The sequence below is a fragment of the Synechococcus sp. RC10A2 genome, assembly GCF_047502605.1.
Genome location: NZ_JANSHP010000095.1, coordinates 21,333 through 44,202, shown reverse-complemented (window position 1 = coordinate 44,202; position 22,870 = coordinate 21,333). Strand labels below are relative to the sequence as shown.

23 protein-coding genes are annotated in these 22,870 nt (G+C 61.8%); 9 read left to right on the top strand and 14 right to left on the bottom strand.

The window, feature by feature from the left end; genetic code table 11:
• Nucleotides 1-112: 112 nt before the first annotated feature.
• Nucleotides 113-400 (bottom strand): DUF6464 family protein, encoded by a 288-nt coding sequence (locus tag NW848_RS12875; protein WP_414402640.1) that lies wholly within the window; start codon nucleotides 398-400, stop codon nucleotides 113-115.
• 177 nt (nucleotides 401-577) lie between these two features.
• Here NW848_RS12875 and NW848_RS12870 point away from each other — a divergent pair, with 177 nt between their 5' ends.
• On the top strand, nucleotides 578-1,660 hold the full coding sequence (locus tag NW848_RS12870; RefSeq protein ID WP_011429455.1) for an Mrp/NBP35 family ATP-binding protein: 1,083 nt from the start codon (nucleotides 578-580) through the stop codon (nucleotides 1,658-1,660).
• Here NW848_RS12870 and NW848_RS12865 read toward each other — a convergent pair.
• From NW848_RS12865 to cysE, 4 genes are all read right to left on the bottom strand, one after another.
• Nucleotides 1,657-2,025: a hypothetical protein gene (locus tag NW848_RS12865; protein ID WP_011429456.1), complete on the bottom strand. Its 369-nt coding sequence runs from the start codon at nucleotides 2,023-2,025 to the stop codon at nucleotides 1,657-1,659. The genes NW848_RS12870 and NW848_RS12865 overlap by 4 nt on opposite strands.
• Before the next feature lie 64 nt (nucleotides 2,026-2,089).
• Nucleotides 2,090-3,913, bottom strand: a complete 1,824-nt coding sequence (locus NW848_RS12860; RefSeq protein ID WP_228375416.1) for a BamA/TamA family outer membrane protein — start codon at nucleotides 3,911-3,913, stop codon at nucleotides 2,090-2,092.
• Between the two features lie 393 nt (nucleotides 3,914-4,306).
• A complete protein-coding gene (locus NW848_RS12855; protein WP_414402639.1) occupies nucleotides 4,307-4,654 on the bottom strand; it encodes a hypothetical protein in 348 nt (115 codons plus the stop codon).
• Between the two features lie 368 nt (nucleotides 4,655-5,022).
• On the bottom strand, nucleotides 5,023-5,826 hold the full coding sequence (gene cysE / locus NW848_RS12850) for a serine O-acetyltransferase (protein ID WP_011429460.1): 804 nt from the start codon (nucleotides 5,824-5,826) through the stop codon (nucleotides 5,023-5,025).
• Between the two features lie 186 nt (nucleotides 5,827-6,012).
• Here cysE and grxD point away from each other — a divergent pair, with 186 nt between their 5' ends.
• Genes grxD through NW848_RS12835 form a run of 3 tightly spaced genes read left to right on the top strand, consistent with a single transcriptional unit; the run spans nucleotide 6,013 to nucleotide 7,052 of the window.
• Complete coding sequence (gene grxD, locus NW848_RS12845; protein WP_168173360.1) at nucleotides 6,013-6,351, top strand: Grx4 family monothiol glutaredoxin; 339 nt, start codon at nucleotides 6,013-6,015, stop codon at nucleotides 6,349-6,351.
• Nucleotides 6,352-6,359: 8 nt separating this feature from the next.
• Nucleotides 6,360-6,662: a BolA family protein gene (locus NW848_RS12840; protein ID WP_099812425.1), complete on the top strand. Its 303-nt coding sequence runs from the start codon at nucleotides 6,360-6,362 to the stop codon at nucleotides 6,660-6,662.
• A 39-nt stretch (nucleotides 6,663-6,701) separates the two neighbouring features.
• The gene (locus NW848_RS12835; RefSeq protein WP_099812424.1) at nucleotides 6,702-7,052 is read left to right on the top strand and encodes a phage holin family protein; all 351 of its coding nucleotides are present in this window, start codon (nucleotides 6,702-6,704) and stop codon (nucleotides 7,050-7,052) included.
• A 409-nt stretch (nucleotides 7,053-7,461) separates the two neighbouring features.
• Here the strand turns inward: NW848_RS12835 and topA are convergent, their stop codons facing one another.
• Nucleotides 7,462-10,227 (bottom strand): type I DNA topoisomerase, encoded by a 2,766-nt coding sequence (gene topA / locus NW848_RS12830; protein ID WP_414402638.1) that lies wholly within the window; start codon nucleotides 10,225-10,227, stop codon nucleotides 7,462-7,464.
• A gap of 200 nt (nucleotides 10,228-10,427) precedes the next feature.
• On the opposite strand from topA, the gene NW848_RS12825 reads away from it, so the two are divergent.
• Entirely contained in the window at nucleotides 10,428-10,847 is a 420-nt protein-coding gene (locus tag NW848_RS12825; protein WP_011429465.1) for a VOC family protein, read from the top strand.
• 227 nt (nucleotides 10,848-11,074) lie between these two features.
• On the opposite strand, the gene NW848_RS12820 is transcribed toward NW848_RS12825, so the two are convergent.
• The 5 genes from NW848_RS12820 to ebsA form a co-directional block, all read right to left on the bottom strand.
• On the bottom strand, nucleotides 11,075-13,153 hold the full coding sequence (locus NW848_RS12820) for a DNA polymerase III subunit gamma/tau (RefSeq protein WP_011429466.1): 2,079 nt from the start codon (nucleotides 13,151-13,153) through the stop codon (nucleotides 11,075-11,077).
• A gap of 88 nt (nucleotides 13,154-13,241) precedes the next feature.
• The gene (locus NW848_RS12815; RefSeq protein WP_187147164.1) at nucleotides 13,242-13,715 is read right to left on the bottom strand and encodes a hypothetical protein; all 474 of its coding nucleotides are present in this window, start codon (nucleotides 13,713-13,715) and stop codon (nucleotides 13,242-13,244) included.
• A gap of 91 nt (nucleotides 13,716-13,806) precedes the next feature.
• Nucleotides 13,807-14,499, bottom strand: coding sequence for a dephospho-CoA kinase (gene coaE, locus NW848_RS12810; protein WP_099812421.1), 693 nt, complete (start codon nucleotides 14,497-14,499; stop codon nucleotides 13,807-13,809).
• 99 nt (nucleotides 14,500-14,598) lie between these two features.
• Nucleotides 14,599-16,266, bottom strand: coding sequence for a citramalate synthase (gene cimA / locus NW848_RS12805; RefSeq protein ID WP_414389665.1), 1,668 nt, complete (start codon nucleotides 16,264-16,266; stop codon nucleotides 14,599-14,601).
• Nucleotides 16,256-16,627, bottom strand: coding sequence for a type IV pilus biogenesis protein EbsA (ebsA, locus tag NW848_RS12800; protein ID WP_414401301.1), 372 nt, complete (start codon nucleotides 16,625-16,627; stop codon nucleotides 16,256-16,258). Before ebsA ends, cimA begins: the two co-directional genes overlap by 11 nt.
• A 288-nt stretch (nucleotides 16,628-16,915) precedes the next feature.
• On the opposite strand from ebsA, the gene larE reads away from it, so the two are divergent.
• The 3 genes from larE (at nucleotide 16,916) to NW848_RS12785 (ending at nucleotide 20,176) form a co-directional block, all read left to right on the top strand.
• Entirely contained in the window at nucleotides 16,916-17,740 is an 825-nt protein-coding gene (larE, locus tag NW848_RS12795) for an ATP-dependent sacrificial sulfur transferase LarE (protein ID WP_011429471.1), read from the top strand.
• A 47-nt stretch (nucleotides 17,741-17,787) separates the two neighbouring features.
• Nucleotides 17,788-19,614 (top strand): DUF3769 domain-containing protein, encoded by a 1,827-nt coding sequence (locus NW848_RS12790; RefSeq protein WP_414402636.1) that lies wholly within the window; start codon nucleotides 17,788-17,790, stop codon nucleotides 19,612-19,614.
• Nucleotides 19,615-19,894: 280 nt separating this feature from the next.
• Nucleotides 19,895-20,176, top strand: a complete 282-nt coding sequence (locus NW848_RS12785) for a DUF1830 domain-containing protein (RefSeq protein WP_011429473.1) — start codon at nucleotides 19,895-19,897, stop codon at nucleotides 20,174-20,176.
• Between the two features lie 24 nt (nucleotides 20,177-20,200).
• Here the strand turns inward: NW848_RS12785 and NW848_RS12780 are convergent, their stop codons facing one another.
• The 3 genes from NW848_RS12780 to NW848_RS12770 are packed head-to-tail and all read right to left on the bottom strand — an operon-like array spanning nucleotide 20,201 to nucleotide 21,916.
• Nucleotides 20,201-20,575 (bottom strand): hypothetical protein, encoded by a 375-nt coding sequence (locus NW848_RS12780; protein WP_011429474.1) that lies wholly within the window; start codon nucleotides 20,573-20,575, stop codon nucleotides 20,201-20,203.
• A gap of 31 nt (nucleotides 20,576-20,606) precedes the next feature.
• Complete coding sequence (locus NW848_RS12775) at nucleotides 20,607-21,332, bottom strand: hypothetical protein (protein ID WP_414402635.1); 726 nt, start codon at nucleotides 21,330-21,332, stop codon at nucleotides 20,607-20,609.
• A gap of 41 nt (nucleotides 21,333-21,373) precedes the next feature.
• Nucleotides 21,374-21,916 carry a DUF3110 domain-containing protein gene (locus NW848_RS12770; RefSeq protein ID WP_011429476.1) on the bottom strand — a complete coding sequence of 181 codons (543 nt, stop codon included), beginning with the start codon at nucleotides 21,914-21,916 and terminating at the stop codon, nucleotides 21,374-21,376.
• 481 nt (nucleotides 21,917-22,397) lie between these two features.
• On the opposite strand from NW848_RS12770, the gene speD reads away from it, so the two are divergent.
• A complete protein-coding gene (speD, locus tag NW848_RS12765; protein WP_099812417.1) occupies nucleotides 22,398-22,856 on the top strand; it encodes an adenosylmethionine decarboxylase in 459 nt (152 codons plus the stop codon).
• Nucleotides 22,857-22,870 lie beyond the last annotated feature (14 nt).

Genomic DNA, 22,870 nt, shown 5'->3' with positions numbered 1-22,870 from the left:
ATTCTCGGAAGCTCCCGTCTACAGCCCGTCAGGGCTTAGCGGGAGAGGATGTCACACTCTTGTCTAGATCCACACACGAATTCTGTAAGATACCCGCACGAGACCAGGGGGACTAACCTGTTGACCCCGCTCCTGGGTCGGTGGAGCTCTGGCAACGCGCGACGTAGTGGGGGCAGCGACAGGGGCCCAGGGGGTTCACAGCACAGGGCAGATAGGGCGAGCGAGAAAAGTAGCGGCAGGAGGGATCCCAACTCGAGGTGGGCTGCAGCTGGTGGGAGGGAGTGGGCTCATCCCAGCTTGAGGGGCGACGGGAGCCTCTCTTTTCCAGCAGAGGGAGCAACTGGGCCAAGAACGTCAGGCCCAACCACAAACCGACTCCCAGGATCAGCGCTGGCACCATTGCCCTCCTCCGTCGGCCAACAGCCTTGTCTTCCAACCAGAACCAGCCTAGGCCAGCCGGTTGGCAGAGGGCCAGCCTTGGCAGACAGTTTCGCAACTGTCCTGGTTAGCCAGCGAAGAGCCGGGAGAAAAAACGACTAGAGTGAGAAATGGAGCCGTTACCTCGTTTTTGAATGCCATGACCACCTCCACCCTCGATGCTGCCGCCATCCTTGAGGCGTTGCGCCCGGTTCAAGATCCGGAGCTGCGCCGCAGCCTGGTGGAACTGAACATGATCCGCGACATTCGCGTCGAGCCCAAGCGGGTGGCCTTTACCCTGGTGCTGACCACGCCGGCCTGCCCCTTGCGGGAATTCATTGTGGACGAGTGCAAAGCTGCCATCCGCCGCTTGGCCCCAGTTGAAGCCATTGATGTCACAGTAACGGCGGAAACCCCCCGCTCCCCTTCTCTGCCGGATCGCCAGTCTGTCCCCGGCGTGCGCAACATCATCGCCATCTCCAGCGGCAAGGGAGGCGTGGGCAAAACCTCCGTCTCGGTCAATGTGGCCGTGGCCCTGGCCCAGAGCGGAGCGCGGGTGGGGCTGCTGGATGCCGATATCTACGGCCCCAATGTGCCGCTGATGCTGGGCCTCCAGGATCGCTCTTTGTTGGTGCGCAAGCGGGAGGACGGCGGCGAAGACATCTTCCCCCTGGAAAATTACGGCGTCAAGATGGTGTCGATGGGCCTGCTGGTGGGGCGGGATCAGCCGGTGATCTGGCGGGGGCCAATGCTCAACGGCGTCATCCGGCAGTTTCTCTATCAGGTGCAGTGGGGGGAGCTGGACTATCTCATCGTGGATATGCCCCCCGGCACCGGCGACGCCCAACTGACCCTGGTGCAGGCGGTGCCCTTGGCCGGCGCCGTGATCGTCACCACACCGCAGTCGGTGGCCCTGCTGGATAGCCGCAAGGGCTTGAACATGTTTCGCCAGTTGGGGGTGCCCATCCTCGGCATTGTCGAGAACATGAGCTACTTCATTCCCCCCGACCTGCCGGATCGCCAGTACGACATCTTTGGCTCAGCAGGCGGAGAGACCACGGCCCGCGAGCTGGGTGTCCCACTGCTGGGGCGGATCCCGCTGGAAATTGCCCTGCGGCAGGGGGGAGATGCGGGCCAGCCCATCGTGGTCGGTCAGCCTGAGTCTGCTTCTGCCCAAGCTCTGCAGCAGATCGCCAAAACCTTGGCCGGCCGCGTCTCCATGCTGGCCTTGGGGGCCGGCTAGAAGCGCTCCGCTTCCACCAACGACACCCCGAAGCTGCGTCCTCCCAAGACAATGCCCTCTTGGGCCTTGCCGCGCACGGTTACGGTGCTGTTCATGGCCGGCAAGCCCTTGTCGGTGATGACCCAGAGGGAGCCGCTGCTGTCTTGGATCTCGTACACACCCTGGCCGAACACCCCTATCTGGTTGACCACGCGACCGCGGACGTACACATTGGTGTAGCGGGAAGGATTTTGTTCGATCTGGGCAATCGGGGTTGTGCCAATGCCTAAGCGCGCCAACGGCCCACATCCTGTCAGGGCTAGGCTGGCACAGAACAAGAGTACCAGGGATCCACCGCGGAACGATTGGCCGAGTTGCCGTTTCATGGGTTGCTTCCCTCACGAGCCCTTGCTCTCACCATAGCAAGCCGGCAGCAGATCCACCGCCAAGCTAGAACTTCTCGCCAATGCCAAAGTGCAGTTGAGGCCGGCCGGCCTCCCCTTGCCCGATGGCGTAGTCGATGCGCAGCGGCCCCAAGGGAGATTGGATGCGGATGCCGGCCCCCAGCCCCAAGCCGCTGCCCGGCTTGTTGCGCACCGCCGCCGGATTGCCGATGACCGCCGCGCCGCTGCCCAGATCGGTGCCGTAGTCGGCGAAGACCACCGCCCCCACCGGGTCGAACAGGGGGAAGCGCAACTCCGCCGTCGCCGTGGCAAAGCTGCGACCGGAGCCGACGCCGCCCTCAAAAAATCCCCGCACCGAGCTGCCCCCGCCGATGGGGAAAGCATCGTAGGGAGCCAAGTCGCCAATCGTGGTGCCCGCCCGCACGTCAAAAGCCAGCACCTGCGGTCGCTCGCTGCGCGTCTCGAACAGCTTGACGGGAATGAACTGGCTGTAGCTGGTCTCGAGGCGGTTGGCGTTGAGGCCGTTCTCCAACAGACGGACCGACTGTTCGGTGGAGAGGCGAAAGACGGATCCCTGGCTGGGGCTGTTGGGGTTGTCGCGGCTGTCGTGGACAAGGCCGAACCGCAGGGTGGTGTAGCTGTCTTGGCCGCTTGCGCTGAAGGTAATCGGGTTGCCCAGCACATCGAAGCGCTCCTGCTCGCCGTTGCTGTTGCGGGCTTCCACAAATTGGACGCGGGTGCCCAGGCTGGCCCGCCAATTGCCCCCAATGGGACGGGAGAAGGTGACGCCGCCGCCCAGCCGGTTGATGCGCACGGGATCCCCGTTGGGCAGGGTCAATCCCTCGTTGAAGACAAAGCTGGAGCTCTGCTGGTTGGCGATGTTGACGTTGTAGGAGGTGGGGATCTCCAGCGTGGCAATGCGCGGGTCGGTGAAGTTCAAATCGAACAGAGTTTCGTTGGTGCCCACCTGCACGTTGAAGCTGGCGCTTTGGTTGTTGCCGCCCAAGTTTTCTTCCGAGACGTTGAGGCCGGCAAAGACCCCTGTGGCCGAGCTGACGCCGATGGTGCCGCTCAAGGTGCCGGTGCGGCGCTCTTCCACGTTCACCACCACCACCACCTTGTTGGGATCCTGGCCAGGGTTGAGCCCAACATTCACATCTTGAAAAAGGTTAAGGTCGAAAACTGCCTGGAGATCCTTCTGGATTTGGTTGCGGTTAAACACATCCCCTGGCTTGGTCTTGAGCTCGCGGGTGATGATGAAGTCGCGGGTTCTGGTGTTGCCTTGAACGCGAATGTCCTCGATCTCCCCTTCGGCAATTTCCAGAGTGAGGGTGCCATCTTCGGAGGAGCGCACGTCGGTCACCTTGGCCAGCACGTAGCCCTTGTCGGCGTACCACTGCTCGATCTCGGCCACTGCCGCTTGCAGCTCGCCAAAGTTGAGCACCCGCCCTTCTTGATCGGCAAAGGCCTTCTTGAGCACCTCCGGATCCAGAACTTTTGCCCCTTCTGTGCGCACGGCTTTGAGGATCGGATTGGGCTTGACCTCAAAGGTAACCCGCACCCCCAGGGGCGTATCGGAGGGCACCGCCCGCACATCGGCAAAAAACCCAGTGGCAAACACAGCATTGATGTCTTCCCGCAGTTGGGAGCGAGTGGAGACCTCGCCGGCCCGCGTGCGAATAGCCTTGTAAACCTGCTCGATCAACTCTGGGTCGTCGGTTCCTTCCACCACCACTTCCGCTACCAAAACTTCTGGCTCGCCAGCGGCTGGGGTAGGTGTAGGGGAGGGTTGGGCGGGGGTATCGCCATTGGTGCGCAGATCCAGGGTGCCGGGCGGGGGAGCTGATTGCGCCCAAGCCGCGGATCGCATCGACAGACCGTTCGCGAAAGCGGTGCGTAGCACTACCCCACAGGCGAACACTGAAGCAAGCCGGAGTCCGAGTTGCTGGGAACGGTTCATAGGGATCCCTCACACACCGCCAAAATCCAAAGAGCTAAGTTGCAGAACTTCTTATTGCCCGGCAGCGGACAATTGCCCTGAATTATATCAACCCCGACCCGGGCAGAGCTGAGCATTGCCGCGAGCCGGATTGCGGGCTTGGGCAGTGTAAACTACCCGACTCCAACCGCTAGGCGGCACGAAGCAGGCTTTCAGTAGCCCCCAGTCCCCCTTCGCCCCCCGTACACGGGGGGTGTGGGGGGTGGGGAGTCCAGTGCGGGGCTCCTGCGGCTTCTAGCTGAAGTACAAGCAGCAGCCTCTTCTTTACGGCAGGCGCAGGGATCCCTGGCAGCGCTGGCCACAGGTCTGGGGCTCGGCTGCCTCGGCGGACAGGTTGGCTTGGGAGTTGAGGATAAGAATTGTCATGGGGGCGGGGGGCGGTGAGGGGCTGCTGTGCCAACCCCACCTGCCGGCGAAGTGCCGCGTTGGGGCGCTGGGCACAACGAAGACGATGTTTTGTAGGACATTGCCTTGTAGAGGGGTGGCGCTGTTCTGTCTGCTGTCGAGGAGCACTGTTTGCTGCGGGAGGAGTGTCTGGGCCAGAGCGGCTGGAGCGGATCCCAAACTGAGCAGAGCTGCCAGACCAGAAAAGATGAGCTTGCTCGGCAACATCAGCCTTCCTCTCCAAAATGCTGGGACGCCGGCACCTTAGCTAGTTCCATCCAAAAAGCTCTATCGACTTGCCGCAAAAAAAGCTACGCTCTAGAGCAAAATTTCTCCTGGGCACAGAGAGCTTGCAGAAACGCCCTCCTCCTCTCAGGAAGCTGCAAAAAGGTTGTGGGCAAAAATTCTGGACAGCCCAATCGGGGTTGAGGGCAAACAGGCCGACTGGGCTCGAGGGGTTATCCCGGGCAGACAGCCAGACGGGCAAAGCTGAGCAGAACCGCCCTGGGTGCTGCCCCTTTTCCCAGGAGTTCTGAGCCGCCAACCTGCCCTACAGTTAGCCGGCACCAAGGATGCTCCCCGCCATAGCCGCAGCCTCATTCGCATCTGACCTGATCCTGGCGGTCCTGTTCCCGCTCTTGGTTGAGGCGGGCCACCTGGGCTTCCAGCTCTTGAATGCGGTGCAACAACTGCTCGATCGCCCGTCCCACTGGGTCAGGCATGAGGTGGTGATCTAGGTCGATGCCATGGGCGGGGATGCGGCGTTGATGGGGTGGGATGACCGCTCGACCTGGGATCCCGACCACCGTCATGCCGGGGGCCACATCTTGAATCACCACTGCGTTGGCTCCGATGCGGGCTCTAGCACCGATGCGAACCGGCCCCAGGATCTTCGCCCCTGTGCCCACAATCACCCCATCTTCTAGGGTGGGATGCCGTTTACCTTTGGTCCAAGAGGTGCCCCCCAAGGTAACCCCGTGGTAGAGGGTGACGTCATCGCCAATTTCCGCCGTCTCCCCGATCACCACGCCACAACCATGGTCGATGAAAAAGCGCCGTCCAATCCGGGCTGCCGGGTGAATTTCGATCAACGTAAAGGAGCGAGAAATGAAACTGAGCAAGCGGGCCAGAAAAAAGCAGCGCCGTTTCCACAGCCAATGGGCGATGCGGTGCAGGAAGAGAGCATGTACCCCTGGGTAGGTGAGAAGCACCTCCCAGCGGTTGCGCGCCGCCGGATCCCGCTCGAAGACACAGTCGATGTCTTCCCAGAATTGCTGCCAGAACCCCAGTTTTGGCTCCGGCTTGGCAGAAGAGGGAGAATCACTCCCCCCTGTCTCGGGGCTTTCCACCGCCGACGGCAAGGACTTCGTCCCGCTAACACGAGAGGACTCTGTTAGCATGAATGGCCTCCGGTGAGAAACCTCCACTGCTTCCCCTTCTAGCACTTTTTGTTGTCAGCAGGGGGATCCCCCGCCAAGCTCCAGGATGCCTGTTGACGCTTTTCGTCAAAAGCAGATGAAAATGAGATCACGATAGGAGCCGAATTGGCCTGTCCCCTGTTGTCGCTAAACTGGCTGGCTACCATGCTGGATCCCCTTTTGGAAGAGAAAATCCGCAACCAGGTCCGCACGCACAAGGTGCTGATTTACATGAAGGGCACCCCAGAAATGCCCCTGTGTGGGTTTTCCTACGCCGCCGTTCGCATATTGGATAGCTTGGGCTTCCCCTACACGGCAATTAACGTGCTGGAGGATCCTGAGCTTCGCCAAGGGATCAAAGAGTTTTCCAACTGGCCGACCATTCCGCAGATCTATATTGACGGGGAGTTTGTGGGCGGCTGCGACATCCTCCAAGAGATGCACGCCCGCAACGAGTTGCGTCCCCTGGTCGAGGCGGCTTTTGCCAAGGCCGGCACTCAATCTTAAAGGATCCCATGCTCACCTCGAACCGCCTTCGGCAGCTCTTGGCTGAGAAGCTGCAAGCCCTCTACGTCCACGTGGAGGACGAATCACACCGCCATGCCGGCCATGGGGAACGGCAACAGGGATCCGGGGGGCACTACCGCGTGCAGGTGGTGTCGCCTCTGTTTGCCGGCAAAACTTCTCTGCAACGGCATCGCCTGGTGTACGCCGCCCTGGCCGAGGAGATGGGGCAGAGTATCCATGCTTTGGCGTTGCAAACTTACAGCCCGGAAGAGGTGCCGACAGCCGGGATCCCTCACAATTGGATAGCATAGAGGGCGAAATGGCTGCCCCAGCGGGGTAAGGGAGGAAGTATGGCAGCTCTTTTGGCCACCTGGCTGATGTCGGCCTTGAGCGTGATGATTTTGGCCTGGCTTTTGCCCGGGATCCACGTCTCCGGGTTTGGAGGTGCCTTGGTGGCGGCGCTGGCCATTGGGCTAGTCAACAGCTTGGTGAAGCCGTTTCTGCAGTTGATCACCCTGCCGATTACAATCCTGACGCTAGGTTTGTTTTGGCTGATTTTAAACGGCATCTGCTTAGCCATTGCCGACTTTTTGGCCGGGGATGCTTTCAATATCGACAACTTTGGTTGGGCGTTTGTCGGCGCCATCGTGCTCTCCATCGTCAGCGGCTTGGTTCAGCGCGTCTTCGAGCAAGCCAGCTAGGCTTGAATTTCTCGTAAACTACCCGGCTCCGACCGCCCCCCCTACATCCCCCCTTGCGGGAGGGAGAGAGGCTGAGACGAGCTGCCCTCCAATGGAGCCGCCGAATCTCCCCGCGTCAGGATTACCGGTGAGAACTCTGTTCCGCTTGGGCGAGCAGCAGCGGCGCCTACCGTTGGGGTCTACGGCCCGCTAACCCAGGTGGGTCTCCCCAGTCGTTGGCTGGAGCACTCCGCGCCGAGTCATGCGAGGCCGAGTCAGTTCCCCTATGCCCCACGGTACTGGGCAGCTTCAAAGACCAAAACCTTGAACCTGCGTCTTTAGGGCCTACGGCCCGCCAAAGGCGAACCGCGCAGCGGTAGGACGGGGCTTTGGACCCATTTTTTGGGGTAACAAGCTGGAGAAACGGTTCTCAGGCCCGCGCTTTGGGAGTGACCTCTAGGATGGTGGGACGGGATCCCGTTTGGGCCGTCTCTTGAACATGGCTCGCCTTGGCCGTCCCATTGCTGCTAGGGCGGCTTTGCGAGGTGCGCTCCTTTTGGGATCCTGCCGACGGGACAGCTCCCTCAGCCTTCCTGGCCGTGGTGCTGGCTTTTGCCTGCGCCTTGCCGGTTGAGCGACCCTTCCCTTTGGCGGAGGAACCTTCTTTTTCCGCCAGCAACTCCAGCGCCATCTCCAGCGTCACGGCTTCCGGGGAGAGATCTTTGGGCAGTGAGGCGTTTACCTTGCCGTGCTTGACATACAGACCATAGGGGCCGTCGTGCAAGGTGACCGGCTCGCCATCCTCAGGATGGGATCCCAGCTCGCGCAGGGGCTTGGCCGAGCCGCGCCCACGGCCTTTTTTGGGCTGGGCCAGCAGCTCTAGCGCCCGCTCTAGGCTGATGGTCAGCACATCCTCATCGGCAGGCAGCGAGCGGAAATCCCCGTCGCAGACCACGTAGGGGCCGAAGCGGCCAATGCCGGCCTGCACCTTTTTCCCCGATTCCGGGTGCTCCCCCAACGTGCGGGGCAGGCTGAGCAGCCCCAGGGCAATCTCAGGGGTGACCTGCTCCGGCTTCAGCCCTTTGGGCAGGGAGGTGCGCTTGGGCTTTTTGTTCTCCTCCGACACCTCTCCCAACTGCACATAGGGGCCGTAGGGACCCTGGGGAATTACGTAGACCGGCTCTTGGGTTTCCGGGTGGAAGGCGATGGGCTTGGGACCTTCCTGCTTGCGCCGGATGAGCTCCTCGATGTGTTCGGCGCTGAGATCGGCGGGGGGAATATCCTCCGGCAGGTTGGCGCGCACCTCTCCTGATTCAGTCTCTACCGACACATAGGGGCCGTAGGGGCCGATGCCGATCTTGACGGGCAGGTTCTCCAGGTAAATGGAGCGGGCCAGGCCGGAGTCGATTTCCAACTCGCGCGCCTTCACCTGGCCTTCTAGGCCCTGCTCGCCCAGGAAGAAATGGCGCAAGTAGGGCAACCAGTCTGCCTGGCCAGAAGCGATGTCATCGAGGGTTTGCTCCATCTCGGCAGTGAAGCGGGTGTTCACCAGGTTGGGAAAGTATTTTTCCAGCAGCTCGGTCACCGCAAAGGCGGTGTAGGTGGGCACGAGGGCGTTCCCCATCGACCTGACGTAGCCGCGGCTCATGATGGTGTTCAGGATGGTGGCGTAGGTGCTGGGGCGGCCAATGCCCTCGCTTTCCAACACCTTGACCAAGGATGCTTCCGTATAGCGAGGCGGCGGCTGGGTTTCGTGGCCCACCGGCTCCAACTGCAGGCAGCTCAAGGGATCCCCCTGCCGCAACAGGGGCAGATGCACTTCCCGATCTTCCAAAGCCGCCTCTGGGTCGTCGGATCCCTCCACATAGGCGCGGAAGAAGCCGGGAAAGTCAATGCGCTTGCCGCTGGCCCGAAACACCGCATCGTCCACCGCGATGAGCACGATGGTGTGGGTCTGCCGCGCCTCGGCCATTTGGCTGGCGACAGTGCGCTTCCAGATCAGGTCGTAGAGGGCCAGCTCCTGCCCTGTGAGGGGGGTTTGGCTGGGCAGGCGAAACTCCGAGCCGGCGGGACGAATGGCCTCGTGGGCTTCTTGCGCCCCTTTGGTTTTGGTGGTGTACTGCCGAGGTTCGGGGCTGAGGTACTCCTTGCCGTACATCGACTCCACGCAGGCGCGGGCGGCGCGGATGGCCTGTTCCGACAGGTGTACCGAGTCGGTGCGCATGTAGGTGATGTAGCCCTCTTCGTAGAGCTTTTGGGCGATGCGCATCGTCTGCTGAGCCGACAGGCGCAGCTTGCGGTTGGCCTCCTGTTGCAGCGTGGAAGTGGTGAAGGGAGGGGCGGGCTTGCGGGTGGAGGGGCGTTCTTCGACCGAGCTGACGACCCAAGCTTTCCCCAGCAGGCGATCCCGTAGGGCCTCGGCCTGGGCTTGATCCAACAGCACCACATCCCGTCCGGCTATGAGCTGCCCGGTGCTGGGATCGAAGTCTTGCCCGCTGGCCAGACGTTTGCCGCCCAGGCTCACCAGCTCTGCCGGGAAAGAGGCCGCTTGGCTTGCTGTCCTCGGTTGCAAATCCGCTTTCAGATCCCAGTAGGTGGCTTTTTTAAAGGCGCGACGCTCCCGCTCCCGATCCACCAAGAGCTTCACCGCCACCGACTGCACCCGACCTGCCGAGAGTTTGGGGGCAATTTTTTTCCACAGCAGCGGCGACAGAGTGTAACCCACCAGGCGATCCAAGATGCGGCGCGTCTCTTGGGCCCGCACCAGTTGCTCGTCCACCTCACGGCAATTTTGCAGCGCCTCCTGAATGGCCTCGCGGGTGATCTCGTGGAACACCATGCGGCGGGTGGGCACCTTGGGCTGCAGCACCTGTTGCAGGTGCCAACTGATACTTTCCCCCTCCCGGTCTTCGTCAGTGGCCAGAATTAGCTCGTCGGCTTTCTTAAGCGCCTCCTTCAGCTGTTTGACTACCTTTCTTTTGTCCTTGGGGATCACGTAGAGAGGCTCGAAGTTGGCGTGGACATTGACCCCGAGACGGCTCCACTCTTCTCCCTTCACCTCTTCGGGAATGTCAGAGGCCGACTCCGGCAGATCGCGTACATGTCCCATCGAGGCTTGCACCTCATAGCCGGCGGGCAAGAAGCCGCGGATGGTACGGGCTTTGGTGGGAGATTCGACAATGACCAGCTTGGGCATGATGATGTTGACTAGAAGGAATCGACTGAAGGTGGTGAGCCTCCCGACCCAGGGGTGCGGCGGATCGGCGCCCACAATCGGGTCTACCTATGGATCTATCGCTACTTCTTCTGGAGCCTAGCAAGTCTGCTTGTGCTTGGCTAGCGATCCTGGGCGGTTGACCTGGGCAGTCTGCTCCTATTCGACCTCTTAGCACAACCATGAAGCTGCATCACTTTTCCATTCGCACCGCCGATATTTTTCGCTCCATCGCCTTTTACGAGGGTCTGGGCTTTGTGGTGGAAGAACGGTTTACCGCTGGGATCACCTTAGCCTGCTGGATGCTCAGCCCCTGGGGTCGCCTGGAGCTGATGCAGGTGCCGCAGCCCCATCCTGCGCCGGATCCTTTCGGGGATCCCCACTATGTGGGCTACTACCATCCCTCTTTGGAGATCGGCCCTGAATGGGGATCCCTGGCCGACTATCTACAGCATCTGGAGGCACAGGTGCCCCTTACCTTGCTGTTGCCGCCGCAGTGCCAGCAAATTGGCGGCCAAGTCTATGAGGTGGCGTTCATCGCCGATCCCGATGGCCTGCCGATCGAACTCATCCGCCCCCAGGGATGCCCAGGATCAGAATAAGGTTTGCCCCGACGCAGGGATCCAGGAGATATCTCCTCAATTGACGGAACGGGTGGAGGCGGTCGCTCTCTCTAGCTGGGCTGGCCCTTAAGGATCCCAGCGCTAGAGGCGTTCCTTGATGGGCCAGCCAAAGTGGCAGGGGCAGAACCAGCGCCCAGTCCGGCGCCTGCGCCGAGAAGCGGATCAGATCATGGGGCCCAAGGGTCAAGACAATCCCAAAGTAACGCCTAGAAAGGTAGCTCCTCCTCTGCGGGGGCTAGGGGGGACTGGGTTGCCGGCGGGCCGTAGGCTTCACCCAGATCCGGGGATCCCTCTGCTTCCAGGCTCTCGAGAGCGGACAGTTCTGCCGTCGCCTCCTCGGGCGAGGCCAGGATCCCTTGCAAATCTATCAGGCTGCCGTTGAAATGGTCGGCAAAGCGGCGGGCCACCTCCGCCAGCTCGTGGGCAAGGTGGTAGGAGGGAGGCTTTGCCGCTTGCGCTGGCGGGATGGAGTTCTCGCCAGGGGTCTCTGGCTCAGCAGGAGGAGGTTGCCCGACTCTACCGTAGCTTTGGGATCCCGCCTTGGGAGATGGCGATAAGTCTTTGGGGAGGTTGTCGCCCCTGGGGGTTCGGCTCTGCAACTTTGCAGGGGCGAGGGGTGGAGCCTTTTCGCGACCTGAGGTTTCGCCAGCACTCCCCTCACGATGGCGGGACGAAGGTCCCTGCTGCACCACCAAATTTAGCCGCACCGGGCGCTGCAGCAGGTTGTGGAGCGCAGAGCAGAGCTCGGCTTCTTTGCTGCGCACCTTGTCCACTAAGCCCTTATTGGGAAAAGCAAGGGTAATCTCTAAGGTCTCCGTCCCGTCAGAGCCAACGAGAGACTCCTGCTGCAAATAGCCGGATGCCAATAGGCCTCTGGTGATGGGGCGAAGGTTTTCAAGAAACTCCTCCCACCGGGGCCGCAGCAGCTTGAGGGGATGCGGATCTTTCGCTTTTTCCGGGCTGGCCGGCTTCTCCCGACTTGGCTTTGCCGTTTGCGACGGCGGGAGGGATCCCCCTGTTGCAGCAGGGGAAGGGGCTGGGGTCTCTGGAAGGGTTGTCGTAGGAGCTGTCAGCTCCTCGCTGGCTGGGACGGTGGGGCTAGGGGTCTTTCCGACCGTTGGCGGGCCGACGGCTGGGAGCGGCTCTCCGCCTTTGGCCTCTATTGACGGCAGCGGGACGGCACTCTGGCGAAGCTGGCCCAGCAGATCCAGCAGGGCGATCTCCAACCAAAGCTGGGGTTGCCCGCTCTGGCGAATTTGCGGCTCGCACTGGCGCAGGTGGCTCTGGGCCGCCAGCAGCATCTCCACCGAGTAGCGAGGAGCCCGCTGCTGCAGAGCTGCCCAGGTGGGATCCGTTACGGCCGCCAACTGCCGCTGTTGGGGGGCCGTCTTGGCCAGCAGCAGATCCCGGTAAAAAACCACCAGGCTCTGCAGCACCACCAGGGGCTCTCTGCCCCGCTCCAGCAATTGTCGCGTCTGGGCCAGCACCGCCTGCACATCCTGAGCCAGCAACGCATCGGTCAAATCCAAAAGCTGCCGCTCCGGGATCCCGCCCACCAAGTCCCATACGGCTTCTGGGGTGATGGATCCCTCCAGCAAGCTGAGCTGATCCAACAGGCGCTCGGCGTCCCGCAGCCCGCCCTGGGCCAGTTGGGCCACCAGGTGCAAGGCTTCTGGTGCAATGGGGATCCCTTCCTGGGCGGCGATCTGGCCCAGGTGGGCCACCATGTCGTCGAGGGGGATGCGGCGGAAGTCAAACCGCTGACAGCGGGAAACGATGGTGGGCAGAACCCGCTGTGGGTCGGTGGTGGCCAGCACAAACACCACGCGAGGAGGCGGCTCTTCCAGCGTCTTCAGCAACGCGTTGAAGGCGGCATTGCTGAGCATGTGGCACTCGTCGATGACATAGACCTTGTAGCGGCTATTTACCGGCGCAAATTGGGCCCGCTCGATCAGCTCGCGGATGTTGTCCACGCCGGTGTTGCTGGCCGCGTCGATCTCAATCACGTCCAAAGAAGAGCCGGCGGTGATGGCGCGGCACTGGCTGCATACCTGACAGGGATCCGGCGTTGGCCCCTGCTCGCAATTTAAAGACTTGGCCAAGATGCGGGCGCTGGAGGTTTTTCCGGTGCCCCGCGGCCCACAGAACAAGTAGGCCGGCGCCACCCGCCCCAGCCGGATGGCATTGGCCAAAGTCTGCACGACTGCCCCTTGGCCCACCACCTCGGCAAAGCGCTGCGGGCGGTATTTCAAATGAAGGGGTTCGTACTTGCCAGCAACGGCCATTTTTTCGAGCTCTCCAGTCGCCTTGCAAGCGCGCCCCCGCCGAAACCGCTCTTGCTGGGCAATGCTGAGGCATCCCAGGGGGGCTCCCCTATTCTGGCTTCTCCCTTTGTCCCTCAAGAGCGATACTGGGCCTGGGAGGAGATGTCGCTCCCTGGGCGGGCAGAGCTTTGGGATCCCGGCGGCGCAGCGGAGGGATCTGCGGCAATTGCACCTTCCAGCCGGGGGCATCCAGTTGATCCACGTGCTGCAGCCGGTAGCTGAGCTGGTACAGTTCCCTCTTGAGCCGGCGATTTTCTGCCTGCATGGCGGCGATGCGCTCGCGGATGGGCTGCAGGCGGGCCTGAAGTTTGCGCCGGTAGAGCTCCGGCAGCTCCTGGAGCATCTGCTCCAACACCTGCTTTTCTTGGTAGAGCTGCTCGATCTCGGCCTCGTAGCTGCGAATTTGCCGCTGTTGCTTTTCTTGGCGCAGCTCCAACAGGTCGATCTGGCTCTGCAGCAGGCGGTTGCGCTCCCGCAAAAGCTGGATCTCCCGCTCCCGCGCCGCCAGCGCTGAGGTCCACAAAGACTCTCTCCCGCTGCCACAAAGTGCTTCCTGCATCGCCTCTTTCTCGATCCATCCAGACATAGCTGCAAAGAAAGGGATCCCTCCCCCGTCACTCTATCCGGCTCGGCGGGGTGGGGCAAATGGCCCCTCCTTCTCTGGGGTGAGCCCCCAGGGCTTGCCTAACCTGGGCTTCCAGCTGCGCCAGGGATCCGGAATTGTCCAGCACTACATGGGCGCGACGGGCCTTTTCTTCTAGGGGCCACTGGCTGGCCAGGCGCGCCTCGATTTCTGCCGCCGTCAGCAGATCCCGCTGCGCCAGCCGCTGCCGCTGCTGCTCCGGGGTACAGGTCACCACCCAGATCTCGCTGGCCCAGTTTTCCATGTGGGCCTCAAACAGGAGCGGGATCATCAGGCAAACGGTGGGATGGCCTTCCCCGTGAGGACATTGGCAACTGGGTCGAGCCTCAGTCGCTTCCTCAGGCGGCGCAGATGCCCCGTGGGCCTCGAGAAACTCCCGCAGCCGCGCTTTGACAAAAGGATGGATCTGGGCTTCCAGCCAGGCCCGCTCGGCGGCATCGGCAAAGACAATCCGCCCCAACTGGCGGCGATCCAGCGCTCCAGAGGGATCCTGGATGGCCCGGCCGTAGCGCTGCAGCACCCGCTCGCGGATGGGGGATCCCACCGCTAGGGCTTGCCGCGCCATCTGATCTGCATCGGCCACCGGGATCCCGTGCCGTTCCAAGAGGCGGGCCACCGTGGATTTGCCTGTGGCTATGCCGCCCGTCAGGCCGATGATTCTCATGGGAGCTGGGTGATTTCAAATGAGTTGGAGACAGGCCCAAGCGCTCCGCGCCGGCCCTCACCCCCAGCCCCTCTCCCAGAGGGAGAGGGGAGATCCCCTTCAAGGCGAGGCCCTTTGGGCAGAGGGTGGGGAAAGGCAAGGTTCTGTTAAGAGACTATACTCAAAGCCTTCCACCAAGGCCCGGCAGGAGGCTTCGATGATGTTGGTGGAAACTCCCACCGTGGTCCAACGGCGGTGGCCGTCGCTAAACTCCACCAGCACCCGCGTCTTGGCCGAGGTGCCGGCCCGCCCGTCCAAGATGCGCACCTTGTAGTCGGCCAGGTGAATGGCCTCCAGTTGCGGGTAAAACTCCAGCAAGGCTTTGCGCAGCGCCCCATCCAAAGCCGCCACCGGCCCATTGCCTTCCGCTGCCGTCACCCGCGTCTGCCCCCGCACCGCAATCTTCACCGCCGCCAAGGACTGCACCTCCGTTGCCTCGCCGCTGGGATCCCAGTCTTTGCTGCTCCAGTCGGAGCGGGTGGTGGCGCTGACATGGAAGCTGAGCACCTCAAACGGATGCGAGCGCTGCCCCAACAGCTCCCGCACCAAGAGCTCAAAGCTGGCCTCAGCGGCCTCAAACTGGTAGCCCTGCAGCTCCAAGGTCTTCAGCCGCTCTAGGATCAAGCGGGCCTGGGGATCCGACTTGTCCAGCCGGATCCCGAACTCGGCCACCTTGCTGAGGATATTGCTCAGCCCCGCCTGTTCCGAGACGACGATGCGCCGGCAGTTGCCCACCTGCTCCGGGGCGATGTGCTCGTAGGTGAGGGGGTTTTTTTGGACGGCGCTGACGTGGATCCCGCCCTTGTGGGCAAAGGCCGACCGGCCCACAAACGGCGCGTGGTCATCTGGGGCCAGGTTGACCACCTCGCTGATGGCGCGGGAGATCTCTGTTAGGTGTTGCAGCTTCCCCTCCGGCAGACAGCGGTAGCCCAGCTTCAGTTGCAAGTTGGGGATAACGCTGCACAGGTCGGCATTGCCACAGCGCTCCCCGTAGCCGTTGATGGTGCCCTGCACCATGCGCGCCCCCGACTGTACTGCCGCCAGGGCATTGGCCACAGCAGTGCCAGAGTCGTTGTGGGTGTGGATCCCCAAGGGCAAATGCCCCAGGTGATGGGATTCGGCCAAGACGGCTGCCGTGATGGCGGCGATCTCGTGGGGCAGGGATCCGCCGTTGGTATCGCAGAGAACCAGCCACTCCGCCCCTGCCTCGGCAGCCGCCACGAGGGTTTGCAGGGCGTAGTCGGGGTTGTGGCGGTAGGCGTCGAACCAGTGCTCGGCATCGTAGATCACCCGCCGCCCTTGGGAGCGCAAATAGGCGATGGTGTCGCGGATCATGGCCAGGTTTTCCTGCAGCGTGGTGCCCAGCCCCTCCGTAACATGCAGATCCCAAGACTTGCCAAAAACCGTCACGTAGCGGGTTCCCGCCGCCAAGATGGCCTGCAGCAGGGGGTCATCGGCTGCCCGCCGCCCCGGCTTGCGGGTGGAGCAAAAGGCCACCAGCTCCGCCTGCTCCAGCGGCTCTTCCCGCAGTTGCCAGAAAAATTGTCCATCTTTGGGATTGGCCCCCGGCCAGCCCCCCTCAATAAAGGGGATCCCCAGCCGATCCAGCAGCTTGGCAATCTGCACCTTATCTGGCACCGACAGCGACAGCCCCTCCCGCTGCGCCCCATCCCGCAGCGTGGTGTCGTAGAGGGTGATGGCGACCGGAGAATCTGCTTCAGTCTTCATACCGCATCAACTTTTTGTAAAAGGCGGTGGTGAAATCCGGCGGCTGCCCCCGCTGCACCAGCGCTACCACGTCGATGAGGTAGTCCACAAACTCGTAGTTGGCGATGGAGAGCTGGTAAGTGAGCTCGGCATCCTGATCGAAGACCACCTGCACCACGGTCAGATCTGCGGGCAACAGCGACGTGTGCCAACTGGCCAGGAAACGCACGGGCTTGTCTCCCTCGATGGCCCTCTGTCCTTCCAGGCTGCCTTTTTTGTAAAGGCCCACGGCCAGGGGCAGGTACTGCCGGCGGGCAACCGCGTAATAGGGCTGATAGACGGACACTTCCGACGGGCCGGCGGGTTCGAGCTGCAGAGCCATGGCGTGTCAAGGGAAGAAAACGGTTAAGGACGGCAACAACCCCAACTGCAATCCAGCCTACCGCCTCGACGACTTGCTGGTCTAAGGGTTAGGGGCTCTAGGAGGGATCCGGCACCTTCTTTGGGAGAAAAGCGTTGGAAAGTCGAGAAGCTCTGCGGAAGAATAGGAGAAGTAAAGAGGGGATCCCCCCAAGCGACTCCCTCTTCGGCATGTCCTGGACCCATGGACACCAACCAAGACAGGAACATCCCTTCCCCCGCCCCAGCTCTGGCGACGGAGTGGGATCCCGTGCTGCAGCAAAAGTTTGAGCAGCTTGCCCAGATCTTGGCCAAGATGGGGCGGGTCTTGGTGGCCTACTCAGGCGGGGTGGATAGCAGCCTGGTGGCCAAGCTGGCCTGGGATCAGTTGGGGGAGGGGGCCCTGGCCGTCACTGCCGCCTCCCCTGCCCTTTTGCCCGAAGATCTGGAGGAGGCCATCTGGCAAGCCCAATCCATCGGCATCCGCCACCAGATCGTCGAGACCCAGGAGCTGCAGGATCCCCGCTACGCCGCCAACCCCGCTAACCGCTGCTACTTCTGCAAAAGCCACTTGCATGACCTGCTGTGCCGGCTGGCGCAAGCCCAAGGATACGACTACGTGGTGGATGGCCTCAACGCCGACGATCTGGCCGACTACCGGCCGGGAGTGCAGGCAGCTCGAGAGCGGGGCGTGCGTTCCCCCCTGGCGGAGGTGGGGATGAGCAAGCTGGAGGTGCGGCAACTGTCTCGCCATCTGGGCCTGCCCTGGTGGGATAAGCCGGCTCAGCCCTGCCTCAGCTCCCGCTTTCCCTATGGCGAGGCCATCACTGCCGAGAAGCTGCGCCGAGTGGGGGCGGCAGAGCGCTATTTGCGCAGCTTGGGCTGGCACCAGGTGCGGGTGCGCTCCGAGAAAGATACTGCTCGCATCGAACTGCCCCCTCACCAGATCCGAGAGTTTGTGCAAAAAACCGATCTGGAAGCGCTGGTCAGGGCTCTGCAATCCTTCGGCTACCTCTACGTCAGTCTCGATTTGGAGGGCTACCGCAGCGGCAAGCTCAACCGCGCCCTCAACCCGCCCCCGCCGACAACGGGCTGAGCCAGCCCGGGGGCTTGGGCTGAAGTTTTGCGCAGGTTTGGGGGAGTATGAAAGGGTTTTGGTGGCTCTGGCTTTGCTTGGGGGTGTTTGGCCTGGCAACGGCTGCTCCTGCCTCAGCCCAGAAAGACCAGGTGGCAGCCGCTCAGCCTGGGGATACGAGTGCCCCCGATACCCTTGCGGATCGCACGTTACGGCTGCGCTCCGACCGCCAAACCTTCGACCAACGGGCGCAGGTTTTCCAGGCGGAAGGAAATGTGGAGATGCGGCTGGGCCGCTCTGTGCTGCGGGCAGACCGCCTGCGCATCGAGCTGCAACAGCGGCGAGCCCTGGCCGAGGGCAATGTCTCGGTGGAGCTGCATCGGCAGCGCATCCAGGGATCCCGCCTGGAATACGACTTTGAGCGGGAGCAGGGAGTTTTGGAAGAGGCCTTCGGGCAGGTGGATATCGGCCAGTTGCAGGCCGCCGGATCCCCGGCAGCGGCCCTCTCGCCGCAGCGGCTGGTGCGCTTTCGCGCCGTTCGCATCCGCTTCGCTGCCAACAACTGGGAAGGAGAGCAAGTGCAGTTGACCAACGACCCGCTAGATCCGCCAGAGCTGGAGATCCGCAGCCCGCGAGTGACCTCCGCCCTGCAGCCGGATGGTTCCAGCCTGCTGATGGCCGAGGCGGGGCAACTGGTTTTCGACCAGGTCTTTTTTTTGCCCCTGCCCATTCGGCTGCGTCTTGACTCCTTCAACCGTCAGCCTCCGGTCAGCCTTTTTTACGATGACTTCGACCGGGAAGAACTGCGGCGCGGCCTGATCCTGCAAGCCAACATCGAGCTGCTGCAGGATCCCAACCTCAGCTTGGTGCTCTCCCCCCAACTGTATCCGCAGCGCCTCTGGGGGAGCCTCCAAGGGATCCGCGATGGGGTTGGGCTGCGGACGGATTTTCGTTGGCGGCAACCGGAAGCCAATGCCCAAACCTCGCTGTTTGCCGAGCTGCGCGGGATCGTCTTCGAGGAATTTGCTCGGCGCTTGCGGGCGCAGGTCGAACACCGCGTTACCACCGGCGACGGCGGCCAAGTCACCTACACCTATGCTTATCGGGAGCGTTTTTTCAGCGGGCGGCTGGGGTTTCAGATCGTGGAAAATCGCTTCGGTGTCAGCTACAACTCGCCCACCCTCCTTCTCGGCGACACCGGCTTGAATTTCAGCTACCGCATAGCCGCCGACTCCATCGACGCCCTAGGACAACTCGGCGACATCGACACCGATCCCGATCTAGCCCTGGCCAAGACCACCGACCGCATCCAGCTCACCCGACTGCAACTGGGGGCAACCGTGAGCCGCTCCTTTCCCATTTGGCGGCCCCCCAAGACGGCAGCAGATCCCCCACCCCGCTTTTCCGCTTTGCCCATCGAACAGGGAATCTGGCTCAACACCGGCCTCAGCAGCAGCCAGTCGTTCTACTCCAATGGCCGTGCCCAAAGCTATACTGCCGGCAGCATTGGCCTCGACGCGGTAATCGGGGCTTTCGTGGCCGATACCTTCGACTACACCAACCTGAGGGTGACCTACTCCAATGGCTTTTTGGCGGGGGCCTCGCCGTTTTTGTTCGACCGCATCACCACGCGGGAGCAGCTTGTTCTGGGCTTTTTACAGCAACTGTACGGCCCGCTGCGGGTGGGGGCCGAAACCACACTGGATCTCCAATCCGGCCAGCAGGTGGATACCACCTATCGCCTGGGTTACGACCGCCGCACCTATGGATTTAGCTTGCAATACAATCCGGTGCGTCAGTCGGGGGCGCTGGAGCTGCGGGTGGAGGGCCTGAACTGGGATCCCCGCCAGTCCTCGCCGAAGCCGACGACCGGAGCGAGCCTCCACGAGCCGTGATCCCCAAACTCCCAAGGGGACTCAAAATGTAATCTTAACTACTGCTCTGCGGAGATTCTCTGTGAGAAATTGCCTCGCCGCAGGGAGAAATTTCAATCCAAATCCCTCCTGATTTGAAGGGCCATTCTGAAAAATCAAAACGGTAAGATAAAATACAGAAATTACTTTTCCAGGATTCATTTTTGCTGGTTGGGATCGCCGTATCAAAGGCTACTGCAGCGATCCCCAGGCGGTGTTAGGGTAGATAATAGGCTGAGCAGAGTGGGCTGGTGATCTAATTATGCAAACACTTGATGCGATCCCCGACAAAAAACGAGTAGAGCGAATAACCTGTAGCTACATCAACGCGACCAGCTCCGTTCAGGTGGTTCGCATCACAAATATCGAGAACTGGTACTTTGAGCGGGTGGTCTTCCCAGGGCAGCGGCTGCTGTTTGAGGCAGTGCTGGGAGCCAAACTGGAGATCCACACGGGCATGATGGCCAGCTCCATCCTGACGGATATCATCCCTTGCGAAAAGCTGCGCGTGCGAGAGACGGAGCCGGTGACGGTGGGCGCCTAGATGCCCCGAGGCCAGCGGTGTGGACTAGGTCTCGCGACCTTGCTCCTTTCTCTCCTCTCTTTCCGGGCTAGGGGAAGGTTGGGGTGAGGGGCGAGGCTTGGGCGGCAGTGGGATCTCAAGGAAACGGGCGCTCAACCGCACCGGGCTGATCTCGCGCCGTTGCGGCGGCCACGGGATCCCCAGCCAACGGGCCGTGAGCTCCAGCAGGCTGGGGGGCGGTGTGGGAGTAGGGGTGGGCGTTGGTGGTGGGGTGGGGTACAGATCCAAGCGCGGCGGACGGGGGGTGCTGACCCGAAAAGCATCGGGGGGAGGTTGGGTCAGCGGCACATTGGGATCCCCGCACCCCAGCAGGCCCAGCCCCAGCAGGATGTACAGCGTTGCGGTGCCTCTGCTTCTCATGAACAAGCTGCCGAGCATCGACACCAGACTATCACCGGGATCCCAGGGCTCTGAGCTGGGTTTGCAGATCTGCTTCCAGGGCAGATAGCTTGCGAGCTATGGCTGCGTAGCGGTTGGCAGTCAAGTTTTTGGCGATAAATTGCTCCAGCAGTTGCTGATCCCGGGCAACCATCTGGTTAAAGTACTGCTCTACGGGAACCCGTGGGTCTTCGATCAAGGCTCTGCACATCTGCAAAGCCGTGATCAACTGGGCCCGCACCTGCAAAAAGAGCGACTGGATATACCGCTGCTCGGCCTGGCTCAGTTGGCGAAAATCTCGCCAATACTGGCCCCCCTCCAGCGATTGTTGGAGCTCTTGCACCCAGCGGTTGTACTCTTTTACCTTGCGGGCGAGATCGCTGGCAAACTCCATGATCTTGGGAGGGCTATTTAGGAGGTGGGCCTCCTGCCAGCGCTGGCGAATGCGGCGCAGGCTCTGCTGCAGCTCCAAGCTGGCCCAGAGGAGCCCCAGCAAAACCACCGCCAGCAACACGACGGCCACTGTATACAGTAGCCAATAGCCGGGATCCCGCATCCCCAAAAAGATCACCAGGGCAACCACCAACAGGCAGAGGGCCAGCATAACCCAGAAGCGCAGTTGTTGTTGTTGCAGACGCAGGTACCCTTCCCTCAGGCCAAATGCTTCACAGCAAGCCTCCAGATCCGCATCCATGATCTGGCGAAACTCCTCTAGAGAGATTGGTTCGGCAGTGATCATCGAAGACCCTCGCAACGCAATCTGGGTTGAAGTCCAGGCCGTTAGGATTTGCCCTGCCAATTCCGCGCGGCTTCCGTACTCTCCTCCAGCGGCTCCAGCACCTCGCTGGCTGGAACCACCATCAACCCATAGCCCCCTTCGCGACAAAAATCGACGATCTCCTGAGTATCAAAGCGCTCGGCCAGCGGCTTGGGCAGCCCCTGCTGGGCCAGCCTTTGGGCATATTTTTTCGCCCCAAAGGCGCTCTCAAACGCAATGACAATGTCCTGCCCCCCGATCTGGCGTGTGCAGATCCCCTCTTGGCCATTGGCTTGGTAAAGCAGCACGATGACCTGGGAAGGCAAGTCTTCCGGGCTAGCCCAAGCCAACTCCTTCTCAGCCTGGGATCCGCCGCCGAGCAACACATCCCGCGCCTCGTTGAGCCGTGCCAGTTGCGCCTCCAGCAAGGGCCTTTGCCGTTCGTCCTCCAGCTCCAAGAGGGCGGCACTAAGGGTTTGATATTCTCGAAACCACTTCCTCCGGATCTCCCGTTCGCTGGCATCCGGCGGCAGGTTGAGAACTTGGAGGGCCTCGGCGGTGTCCATCGACAGCCTCTGCTCGGATTGAGAGGAACGTCACTGTCCACAGTCTAGACTAACCGCTCTGGGAGCTTTGAGAGGGGGACTCTTCCAGGGATCCCCGCTCCTTGGCGCTGTCAGCCGGTCGTTGGGTAGGAAGCCGAACTGCTGAGCAATTCCCCTTGCACCACGTTCGAGATGCCGCCAGCGGGGTGGGCAGATATCGGGCTTGGCCAACTGGATAGGCAAATCGGGCAGAGCAGCAAAGGATGGTGTGGCACAGCAAGTGGGGGTTGCCTGCCAGCAGCTACTGCAAGTTGTGAAAGAATCGCCGCTCTCCCCCTGCGTGGGAGCAAGCCGGCAGGGCTGCGGACAACGTCAAGGTTAATTCTCAGTTAAGAAAAAAGCCGTTGCGGGGTGTAATCCCGCTGCATCTATGAGAAGATGGTAAAGCTGTGCTTTTTGTTCGCACGGCTTCGGTAGTCTATCTGGCCAATTAGGGGATAGTATGCTGCACACACTATCTGGCCAATTAGGGGATAGGTCTCTGGCTCTGATCGGGATCCACTGCATCCTAGAGCTTTACGACTGCCCGGCCAAACTTCTGGATGATGTTTCCCTGGTGCAACAGGCCTTGCGGGAGGCAGCAAGACGCTCCAACTCCACCCTCTTGGGCGAGCTTTGCCATCCGTTTGAGCCACAGGGGATCACGGCTCTGGCCCTTTTGGGAGAATCCCATATCTCCATTCACACTTGGCCCGAAGCGGGCTATGCAGCGGTGGATGTGTTCACCTGTGGTCGCCACACGCGGCCCGAAGCAGCCTGTGAATACTTGATCCAGGTGTTTCAAGCGCGGCGGTATTCGCTGCGCAAGCTACCTCGCCGAACCACGGATGCGGCACCCATTGAAGAGATGGCGGATTTTCCCGAAGCGCTAAGCTGTGAAACGGCCGGACGAAGGCGCTGAGATCCCGCCACTTT

What these genes read in the sequence shown, in the direction of transcription:
- NW848_RS12775 (WP_414402635.1), bottom strand. Translation starts at nt 21,332, where the DNA reads ATGATCACTGCCGAACCAATCTCTCTAGAGGAGTTTCGCCAGATCATG.
- NW848_RS12840 (WP_099812425.1), top strand. Translation starts at nt 6,360, where the DNA reads ATGCTCACCTCGAACCGCCTTCGGCAGCTCTTGGCTGAGAAGCTGCAA.
- topA (WP_414402638.1), bottom strand. Translation starts at nt 10,227, where the DNA reads ATGCCCAAGCTGGTCATTGTCGAATCTCCCACCAAAGCCCGTACCATC.
- NW848_RS12855 (WP_414402639.1), bottom strand. Translation starts at nt 4,654, where the DNA reads ATGTTGCCGAGCAAGCTCATCTTTTCTGGTCTGGCAGCTCTGCTCAGT.
- coaE (WP_099812421.1), bottom strand. Translation starts at nt 14,499, where the DNA reads ATGAGAATCATCGGCCTGACGGGCGGCATAGCCACAGGCAAATCCACG.
- NW848_RS12820 (WP_011429466.1), bottom strand. Translation starts at nt 13,153, where the DNA reads ATGGCCGTTGCTGGCAAGTACGAACCCCTTCATTTGAAATACCGCCCG.
- ebsA (WP_414401301.1), bottom strand. Translation starts at nt 16,627, where the DNA reads ATGGCTCTGCAGCTCGAACCCGCCGGCCCGTCGGAAGTGTCCGTCTAT.
- cysE (WP_011429460.1), bottom strand. Translation starts at nt 5,826, where the DNA reads ATGCTAACAGAGTCCTCTCGTGTTAGCGGGACGAAGTCCTTGCCGTCG.
- speD (WP_099812417.1), top strand. Translation starts at nt 22,398, where the DNA reads ATGCTGCACACACTATCTGGCCAATTAGGGGATAGGTCTCTGGCTCTG.
- NW848_RS12785 (WP_011429473.1), top strand. Translation starts at nt 19,895, where the DNA reads ATGCAAACACTTGATGCGATCCCCGACAAAAAACGAGTAGAGCGAATA.
- NW848_RS12860 (WP_228375416.1), bottom strand. Translation starts at nt 3,913, where the DNA reads ATGCGATCCGCGGCTTGGGCGCAATCAGCTCCCCCGCCCGGCACCCTG.
- NW848_RS12835 (WP_099812424.1), top strand. Translation starts at nt 6,702, where the DNA reads ATGGCAGCTCTTTTGGCCACCTGGCTGATGTCGGCCTTGAGCGTGATG.
- NW848_RS12770 (WP_011429476.1), bottom strand. Translation starts at nt 21,916, where the DNA reads ATGGACACCGCCGAGGCCCTCCAAGTTCTCAACCTGCCGCCGGATGCC.
- NW848_RS12870 (WP_011429455.1), top strand. Translation starts at nt 578, where the DNA reads ATGACCACCTCCACCCTCGATGCTGCCGCCATCCTTGAGGCGTTGCGC.
- NW848_RS12790 (WP_414402636.1), top strand. Translation starts at nt 17,788, where the DNA reads ATGAAAGGGTTTTGGTGGCTCTGGCTTTGCTTGGGGGTGTTTGGCCTG.
- NW848_RS12875 (WP_414402640.1), bottom strand. Translation starts at nt 400, where the DNA reads ATGGTGCCAGCGCTGATCCTGGGAGTCGGTTTGTGGTTGGGCCTGACG.
- cimA (WP_414389665.1), bottom strand. Translation starts at nt 16,266, where the DNA reads ATGAAGACTGAAGCAGATTCTCCGGTCGCCATCACCCTCTACGACACC.
- NW848_RS12780 (WP_011429474.1), bottom strand. Translation starts at nt 20,575, where the DNA reads ATGAGAAGCAGAGGCACCGCAACGCTGTACATCCTGCTGGGGCTGGGC.
- NW848_RS12865 (WP_011429456.1), bottom strand. Translation starts at nt 2,025, where the DNA reads ATGAAACGGCAACTCGGCCAATCGTTCCGCGGTGGATCCCTGGTACTC.
- NW848_RS12825 (WP_011429465.1), top strand. Translation starts at nt 10,428, where the DNA reads ATGAAGCTGCATCACTTTTCCATTCGCACCGCCGATATTTTTCGCTCC.